Below are 8,471 nucleotides of genomic sequence, written 5' to 3'. Positions count from 1 at the left end.
GGCACCGGCAGGCCGCCGAGGACGGCGGCCGAGACGACGCGGCGCAGTGCCCCGTCGGTGTCCTTGACCATGGCGGCAAAGGCCGGCGTGACGATCAGGTTGGCGGCATCAGGCGCCTTGGTGAAGGCGGTGGTGATTTCATCCAGGAACTGCGAACGGATGATGCAGCCGGCGCGCCAGATCTTGGCAATCGTTGGCATCGGCAGGTTCCAGTTGAACTCCTTGGACGCCGCCGACATCACGGCAAAGCCTTGCGCATAGGCGCCGATCTTGGCGGCAAGCAACGCGCTTTCGAGATCCTTGATGAAGGCAGCCTTGTCGGCAACCTTGAACTCGCCGACTGCGGGAAGGCCGAGGATCTTCTCGGCGGCTTCGCGCTCTTCCTTGGCCGACGAAATGCTGCGCGCGGCAACAGCCGCTTCGATCGCCGTTGCCGGAACGCCCATGTTCTGCGCTTCGATCACCGACCACTTGCCGGTGCCCTTCTGGCCGGCCTTGTCGAGGATCAGGTCGACGATTGGCTTGCCGGTCAGCGGATCGGCGGCCTTCAGCACCTTCTCGGTGATCTCGATCAGGTAGGAATTGAGACGCCCCTTGTTCCAGGTGCCGAAGACTTCGCCGATCTCGGTCGCCGACATCTTCAGGCCATCGCGCAGGATGCCGTAGATTTCGGCGATCATCTGCATGTCGGCATATTCGATGCCGTTGTGGATGGTCTTGACGAAGTGGCCGGCGCCGTTTTCGCCGAGCCAGGCGACGCACGGGTCGTTTTCGTACTTCGCGGCGATCGAGGTCAGCACGGTCTCGACGCGCTTCCACGATTCTTCCTTGCCGCCGACCATGATCGACGGGCCGTGGCGCGCACCTTCTTCACCGCCGGAAACGCCCATGCCGATGAAGGTCAGGCCCGAGTCCTTCAGCGCCTCGAAGCGACGCATCGTGTCGCGGAAGTTGGCGTTACCGGCATCGATCATGATGTCGCCCTTGGCCAGATACGGCTTCAGGATTTCCATCTGCTGGTCGACCGGCTCACCGGCCTTGATCATGATGATGATCGGCCGCGGCGGGCGGATGGCGGCGACGAATTCTTCAATGGTGTCGCAGGGCACGATCTGGCCCTGGAGTTCGCCGGCTTCCGCGTAGAATTTGTGCGTGGCCTCGACGGTGCGGTTGAACACCGCGATCTTGTTGCCTTTTTCAGCGATGTTGAGCGCCAGGTTCGAACCCATGACGCCGAGACCGATTAGGCCGATTTCCGCCTGTGACACGTGATTGTCTCCTTGGACAGAAGTGCCGGGCGCGATCGGGATAAGCGCGTCAGAGCCGGCTCTTCGAATTGAACTTCGCCCCGTCGCGCGGGGCTCTGTCGAAGGCCCGGGCGCGAGAAGCGACGGCGGAGGTTGTTTTGGCATTCAAATCGATTAAGGACAAGTGATTACTGACGAAATCACTTCTTTTCGGGCTTTCCGTCGCCATCGTCGAGCACCCGCCAGGAGGCCCCTTCGAGGTCTTCGTACTGGCCGCTCTTCAGCGCCCAGAGGAAGGCGACGAGGCCGATCCCACCGAGAAACAGCGCGATGGGAATGAGATAGATCAGCGTGTTCATGAGGCGCTCCCGACCGGCCGCAGCGTGACGGCTGCCTTCTGTTCGGCTGCCTCCGCGACATTGCCGGTCGCCGCGCGCAGGCGCAAGGCATTGGCAACGACGATCACCGACGAGGTCGACATGGCAACCGCCGCGATCAGCGGCGTGGCATAGCCGAGGATCGCGATCGGCACGGCGATGACGTTATAGCCGATCGCGAGCGCAAAGTTCTGGCGGATCAGCCGCCCGGCCCGGCGCGACGTATCGATCGCCATCGGCACGGCGTTCAGCCCCTGGTGCAGGAAGACGAAGTCCGCCGCCTGGCGGCCGACATCGGCCGCCGTTGCCGGCGCCATCGAGACGTGAGCCGCCCTGAGTGCCGGCGCGTCGTTGATGCCGTCGCCGACCATCAGCACCCGGTGACCACCCTCGGCAGCCGCCGCACATTCGTCGACCTTGCCGCGCGGCGTCAGTTCCGCCTTGTAACGCTCGATGCCGATCCGGCGGGCGAGCGCCGCGACGACAGGCTCGCGGTCGCCGGAGAGAATGCCGGTCGACAAGCCGAGGCTTCCGAGTTCCTCGATGCTTTCGCGGGCGAAGGGCCTCAGCCTGTCTTCGAAGCGGAAGCAGGCGAGTTCGCGGCCGTCGAGCGACAGGATCACTTCCGACTGCCCCGTCGCCTCGCCGGCATCGCCACAAGCAAAGGCGCGGCTGCCGAGCCGATAGACACCGGCGTCGGTCTGCGCCTCGATGCCGGCACCGGGGATTTCGCGGATGTCGCCGTTGACGACGGGCGCTATCGCCGCAGCATCGTGAATAGCCATCGCCAGCGGATGGCGCGAATGCACCGCAAGCCCCGCCGCCGTCGCGAGGATCGAAGGCTGAATGTCCTGGCCGTTGACGAGACGCGGCTCGCCAACCGTGAGCGTGCCCGTCTTGTCGAGCAGCACCGTATCGATCTCGGCAAGCCGCTCCATCGCCGAGCCGTCCTTGACCATGACGCCGTTCTGGAAGAGCCGGCCGGCGGCAATCACCTGCACGACAGGCACGGCAAGGCCGAGTGCGCAGGGGCAGGTGATGATCAGCACGGCGACCGCGACCAGCATCGCATGGTGGAAATCGCCATTGACGAACATCCAGCCGATGAAGCTCAGGAACGCCAGCAGATGCACCGCCGGCGAGTAATATTGCGCCGCGCGATCGGCAATGCGGCGATAGCGCGCCCTGCCCCCTTCGGCGGCTTCCATCAGCCCCATGATCTCGGCAAGCAGCGAGTCGCGCGCCGCCGCCGTCGCCTCGATCGTGAGCGGTCCGGTAAGGTTCAGCGTTCCCGCTTCCACGGTGTCGCCGACCTTGACCGGCGCCGGCGCACTCTCGCCATTGACGATCGAGCGATCGAGATCGCTGGCGCCGAGGAGAATGCGGCCGTCGACGGGGATGCGCTCGCCGGCAGCGATCGCCAGCTTTTCGCCAGGCTTGATCTCGTCGACGGGGCGATACTCACGTCCGCCCTCAGCATCCACCACCATGGCGCCGCGCGGCGAGAGCCGCGCCAGGCCGCTGATGGCCGAGCGGGCGCGCCCGCGCATCATGTGGTCGAGCGTGCGGCCGATCAGCAGGAAGAAGAGCAGCATCACCGTGCCGTCGAACCAGGCATGGGTGCCGTGGGTGATCGTCTCGTAGAGAGAGATCGAATAGGAGAGCGTGATCGCCAGCGCGATCGGCACGTCCATGTTGGTGCGGCCGTGCTTCAACGCGTTCCAGGCAGACGCGTAGAAGAAGCGTCCGGCATAGATCAGCGTCGGCGCGGCAATCAGCGCCGAGATCCAATGAAAGAGATCGCGGGTTGCCGCCTCCGCCCCCGACCAGACGGAGACCGAAAGCAGCATGATGTTGGCCGAGGCAAAACCCGCTACGGCAACAGCGCGCACGAGCATCTTCAGGGTCTGATCGCCGTCTTCCTCGCCCGGCGCGAAAAGATGGGTCTCGTAGCCGCGCGAACGGATGGCCCGCGCCAGTTCCCGCGGATCGGTACGGGCGCCATTTACCTCTTCCTTCCAGACGATCGACACGCGCCGCGACGAAAGGTTCACGCGCGCCCGGTCGACCTCCGGCCGTGCCTTCAAGGCGCCTTCAAGCGTGGTGATGCAGGCGCCGCAATGCACGCCGGGAACGCTCAGATCCGTCTGGCGCAGGCCGCCGCCGAGCGCGCGGCTCATCAGCCACAACTCTTCCGTGGTCGGCAGTCCCTGCCCGGCCCTGTCTGTCTCCAGAGCCATTTCGGTTCCGGGGGCGCAGCAGCTCATTGGGCGGCTCCCGGCACCATGAAGCGGATCGCCTGGCGATAGACGACGGTGTCGCCCGATGTCGCGGTGATGTCGGCGATCCACTGGCCGCGCTTCAGCGCGGTTGCGGCAACGAAGACGCCCTCGCCCTGATGCGCCATCTCGACCGTGACATCCTCATGCTCCTCGACCGGGCGCTTCAGCACCGCGACCACCTTGTCGGCGGTCATCTCGGGATTGCCCCGGCGCGTCAGCGTGTAGCGCAGCGCCTCGTTTTCGACGCTGAGCTTGCCATCGAGACCGTCGGCAACAAAGGCCTTGGCCTCTTTCACCTTGCCGTTGAACTGCTGGCTCGCAACGTAGGTGTTCTGCACCACCAGCCCGCTCCAGCTGTTGCTGGCGTTCCAGGCCATGATCAGGTTGACGGTGATGATGGTGCCGAAGAACATCACCATGACGCCCAGCATGTGCCAGCCGGTGAAAGGCCGCGGTGCTTTTGCCGGCTTCGCCCCTGCCTGGTTGGTTGTCATTTTGCGGCTCCCGGGCTGTTGAAGTTGGCCTTGTAGACGTCGCGCTCGTGGCTCGACGGATCCTCGACGATGAGGCTGAAACCGTCAGCCGCTTCGGTCAGCTTGTCCTTCGGCAGTGTCACGAACACCTTGACCGCCGTCACCTTGTCCGGATCGACACCGAGGGCAAAGGTGCGGCCGTCGCCCGGGGCCTGGCCGGCGATGCGCATGGTCGCTGAAGGCATGCCGTCGATCGCGAGCGTAATCGTGCGTTGTTCCGGGATCATGTTCAAGAGCTTGACCATGTAGCCGTTGCGTACCGAACCGTCGGATTCGACGACGAATTGCGGATTGCGGTCGTGCAGCACGTTGAGCTCCAGGCGGTCGCGCGACAGAAGCGCATAGAGCAGACCGATACCGACCAGCGTCCAGACGCCGAGATAGACGAGCACGCGCGGGCGGAAGACGATCTTCCAGTTGAAGTGGCGCACCTTGTCGGAAAATGCGCCGTCTGCGTTGCGCACCCGGCCCGGATCGATCGCCGCCGTGCCGCCATTGGTGGCAAGCGCCATGTTTGCGGCATAGTCGTTGAGCGTCGCATAGGAGATCAGCCCGCGCTCGCGGCCGAGCTTGTCCATGACGCCGTCACAGGCGTCGATGCAGAGCGCGCAGGTGATGCATTCGAGCTGCTGGCCGTCGCGAATGTCGATGCCCATCGGACAGACGACGACGCAGGCGTTGCAATCGACGCAATCGCCGACGGCCTCCCCGGCGGCAACGGCCTTCTTCTGGTGACGCGAGCGCGGCTCGCCGCGCCAGTCGTTGTAGGTCACGACAAGCGAGTTCTCGTCCAGCATCGCCGCCTGGATGCGTGGCCAGGGGCACATATAGGTGCAGACCTGCTCGCGCATCAGCCCGCCGAAGACATAGGTCGTCGCCGTGAGGATAGCGACGGTCATGTAGGCGACCATGGGCGCTTCCAGCGACACGAAGCTTTTCAGAAGCGTCGGCGCATCGGCGAAATAGAAGATCCAGGCGCCGCCCGTGGCGATGCCGATCATGATCCAGATCGAATGCTTCGACACCCGCTTGACGATCTTGTCGAACGTCCAGGGACCGGCATCGAGCTTCATGCGGGCATTGCGGTCGCCTTCGATGTAGCGTTCGACCACCAGGAAGAGATCGACCCACACCGTCTGCGGACAGGTATAACCGCACCAGGCGCGGCCGACGGCAGACGTCACCAGGAACAGGCCGAAGCCGGCCATCACGAGCAGGCCCGCGACGAAGAAGAACTCCTGCGGCCAGATCTCGATGAAGAAGAAATAGAAGCGCCGGGCGGCGATATCGACGAGGACTGCCTGATCCGGTGCATGCTCACCGCGATCCCAACGGATCCAGGGCGTCAGATAATAGATGCCGAGCGTGACCAGCATCACCAGCCACTTGAAGCGGCGGAAACTGCCTTCGGCGCGCTTGGGGAAGATCTTCTTGCGCTTTTCGTAGAGCGGCTTGCGCACATGCGCCGCATTGACCGGTTCGGCCTCATGACGTTCGACAGAGGCAGGATTTGCGGCGGATTGTGGGCTCATTTGTGGGAAATCCCCGGATATGTCATGTATTGCACCACGTTTTGCCTGATTTGGCCGCCGAAAACGTTGATCTGTGTCAAGTTTGCGGGCTAAAGCGCCAGCATGCGGCGAAAGGTCCGGGCATTCGCAAGATGCCTGGCTCAAGCGAAGTGAACGGCCTTTCCCATCCGATCCGCATTGCGGTTCGCCACGTCACCACACCTTGCAATACCAAAGAGGAACCGCATGGACGCGATCATCGGCTTTCTGAACACGATCTTTTGGGGCTACGTGCTGATCTACGGCCTGCTCGCCGTCGGCATCTATTTTACGCTGCGCCTCGGCTTTCCGCAGATTGTGCATTTCGGTGAGATGTTCCGGGTCCTAAGCAGCGGCGGCTCGAAGGATGCGGCCGGCATCAGCCCGTTCCAGGCGCTGACCGTCAGCCTCGCCTCGCGCGTCGGCACCGGCAACCTCGCCGGCGTTGCCGTGGCGCTTTATCTCGGTGGTCCGGGTGCGACCTTCTGGATGTGGATGGTGGCGCTCGTCGGCATGGCAACGGCCTATGCGGAGAGCGCGCTGGCGCAGCTCTACAAGGTGCGCAACGAAAACGGCCAGTATCGCGGCGGCCCCGCGTTCTATATCGCCCGCGGCCTCAACGCCCCCTGGGCGGCGACGATCTTCTCTGTCTGCCTGATTCTCTCCTTCGGCCTCGTCTTCAACGCCGTTCAGGCCAACTCCATCGCTGATGCCGTCCAGGGCGCCTTCGGCGTGCCGAAGATCGCCGTCGGCATCGCGGTTGCGGCCATCTCCGGCATCGTCATCTTCGGCGGCATCCGCCAGATCGCCCGCGTCGCCGAAATCGTCGTGCCCTTCATGGCGATCGCCTATCTGCTGACGGCAATCTACGTGCTCGTCGTCAACGCATCGATCGTGCCGAGCGTGCTGTGGACGATCATCTCCAGCGCCTTCGGCCTGCAGGAGGCGGCAGGCGGCGTTGCCGGCGGCGTCACGGCGGCGATGATGAACGGCGTCAAGCGCGGCCTCTTCTCCAACGAGGCCGGCATGGGCTCGGCCCCGAACATCGCGGCCGTTGCCACGCCCGTGCCGCATCACCCGGCGTCGCAGGGCTTCGTGCAGTCGCTCGGCGTCTTCATCGATACCATCCTGATCTGCACCGCGACCTCGGTCATGATCCTGCTGTCGGGCACCTTGGAACCGGGCTCCGGCGTCACCGGCACGCAGCTGACGCAGGCGGCGATGAACGTGCATATCGGCTGGGCCGGTAGCTACTTCATCGCGGTCGCGATCTTCTTCTTCGCCTTCACCTCGATCATCGGCAACTATTCCTATGCGGAGAACGCGCTCACCTATCTCGGCGGCGCCAATCGCGCCGGCGTTCTCGTCATGCGCTGCGCCGTGCTCGTCATGGTCGTCTGGGGCGCGTCCGAAAGCATCACAACGGTGTTCGACGCGGCAGACGCCTCCATGGGCCTGATGGCGACGATCAACCTCATTGCCATCGTGCTCCTCTCCGGTACCATTGCCAAACTGACGAAGGACTATTTCGCCCAGCGCCGGCAGGGTCTCGATCCGGTCTTCCATGCAGCCGACTATCCGGAACTGCAGGGCCAGATCGACGGCGAGATCTGGTCGCGCGAAGAGGCGATCGGCACCGGGCGAAGCTTGGAGGAAAAGGCATGGACGGCGCCCTCGGGCCGCTGACACAGACGAAGCTGCTTGCGCCAGAACCGACGCTGGCCAAGCGGCGCGGCATCTATCAAGAGCATGCCGCGCCCGGCGAACTTGGCCGCCATGTCGAATGCCTCTGGCGCCACCAGTTGCTGGAAGGGACGGCCGCCCCCATCGCGGTCGTGCCAGACGGCTGCGTCGATATCCTCTGGTCCCGGCACGGCCTGGCGGTTGCCGGGCCCGATCGGGTAGCCGCCTTCCCGGTATTTGCGCCCGGCACCGACATCATCGGCCTGCGCTTCCGCCCGGGCATCGCAGCCGCCTTCCTGCGCACATCGCTTTCGCAGATCCTCGGCGAGGTCGTCCCGCTCGACGCCTTCTGGGGCCGTGCCGCGCGCGAACTCGAAACCAGGATTGAGGATGCACCCGATGCGGCCGGCCGCGCCGCGATGCTGGCGGAAGCGGTGCTTGAACGCCTGCCGGCCGTCTCGTCGCCACCGGGCGATGTCGCCGCCACCCTTGCCCAACTGCGGCAGAGCCATGGCTCGTCCGACAACCCCATCCGCGACCTCGCGGCCGCCACCGGCACGAGCGAAAGGACGCTGAGGCGCCGCTGCCACGAGCATTTCGGCTACGGCGCCAAGACGCTCGACCGTATCCTGCGCCTGCAGCGCTTCCTCGGGGCATGCCAAAGGGAACCGTCAGCGGCGCTCGGCCTGCTCGCGCTCGATGCCGGCTATGCCGACCAGGCGCACCTGTCGCGCGAGGCCCGGGAACTCACCTCGCTCTCGCCCGCCGAAATCCGCCGCCAGCTCGCAGCTGACCGGCA

General features: G+C 64.8%; 7 protein-coding genes. 2 read left to right on the top strand and 5 right to left on the bottom strand.

The window, feature by feature from the left end; translation table 11 throughout:
• The 5 genes from gndA to ccoG all read right to left on the bottom strand — a co-directional run.
• Positions 1-1,268 (bottom strand): NADP-dependent phosphogluconate dehydrogenase (gndA, locus tag L981_RS10670; RefSeq protein ID WP_043615062.1); only part of this gene is annotated, 1,268 nt, incomplete at its 3' end.
• Positions 1,269-1,447: 179 nt separating this feature from the next.
• The gene (gene ccoS / locus L981_RS10665; protein WP_043615060.1) at positions 1,448-1,606 is read right to left on the bottom strand and encodes a cbb3-type cytochrome oxidase assembly protein CcoS; all 159 of its coding nucleotides are present in this window, start codon (positions 1,604-1,606) and stop codon (positions 1,448-1,450) included.
• Positions 1,603-3,891 (bottom strand): cation-translocating P-type ATPase, encoded by a 2,289-nt coding sequence (locus L981_RS10660; protein ID WP_043615056.1) that lies wholly within the window; start codon positions 3,889-3,891, stop codon positions 1,603-1,605. The genes ccoS and L981_RS10660 overlap by 4 nt, the downstream gene beginning before the upstream one ends.
• Complete coding sequence (locus tag L981_RS10655; protein ID WP_043615053.1) at positions 3,888-4,400, bottom strand: FixH family protein; 513 nt, start codon at positions 4,398-4,400, stop codon at positions 3,888-3,890. Before L981_RS10655 ends, L981_RS10660 begins: the two co-directional genes overlap by 4 nt.
• The gene (ccoG, locus tag L981_RS10650) at positions 4,397-5,971 is read right to left on the bottom strand and encodes a cytochrome c oxidase accessory protein CcoG (protein WP_043615050.1); all 1,575 of its coding nucleotides are present in this window, start codon (positions 5,969-5,971) and stop codon (positions 4,397-4,399) included. Before ccoG ends, L981_RS10655 begins: the two co-directional genes overlap by 4 nt.
• A gap of 225 nt (positions 5,972-6,196) precedes the next feature.
• On the opposite strand from ccoG, the gene L981_RS10645 reads away from it, so the two are divergent.
• Complete coding sequence (locus L981_RS10645; RefSeq protein WP_052201723.1) at positions 6,197-7,675, top strand: sodium:alanine symporter family protein; 1,479 nt, start codon at positions 6,197-6,199, stop codon at positions 7,673-7,675.
• On the top strand, positions 7,651-8,471 hold an 821-nt coding region (locus L981_RS10640), incomplete at its 3' end, for a helix-turn-helix domain-containing protein (RefSeq protein ID WP_156134043.1). The genes L981_RS10645 and L981_RS10640, both read left to right, overlap by 25 nt.

The sequence above is a fragment of the Ensifer sp. ZNC0028 genome (assembly GCF_000799055.1).
In the GTDB taxonomy this organism is placed as follows: Bacteria; Pseudomonadota; Alphaproteobacteria; order Rhizobiales; family Rhizobiaceae; genus Ensifer.
Note: the sequence above shows the minus strand (reverse complement) of the source record. Positions and strands in the feature narration are given on the sequence as shown.

Excerpts from the sequence above, each read along its gene's own strand:
- ccoS (WP_043615060.1), bottom strand. The coding sequence starts at position 1,606 with ATGAACACGCTGATCTATCTCATTCCCATCGCGCTGTTTCTCGGTGGG.
- L981_RS10645 (WP_052201723.1), top strand. The coding sequence starts at position 6,197 with ATGGACGCGATCATCGGCTTTCTGAACACGATCTTTTGGGGCTACGTG.
- ccoG (WP_043615050.1), bottom strand. The coding sequence starts at position 5,971 with ATGAGCCCACAATCCGCCGCAAATCCTGCCTCTGTCGAACGTCATGAG.
- L981_RS10655 (WP_043615053.1), bottom strand. The coding sequence starts at position 4,400 with ATGACAACCAACCAGGCAGGGGCGAAGCCGGCAAAAGCACCGCGGCCT.
- L981_RS10660 (WP_043615056.1), bottom strand. The coding sequence starts at position 3,891 with ATGAGCTGCTGCGCCCCCGGAACCGAAATGGCTCTGGAGACAGACAGG.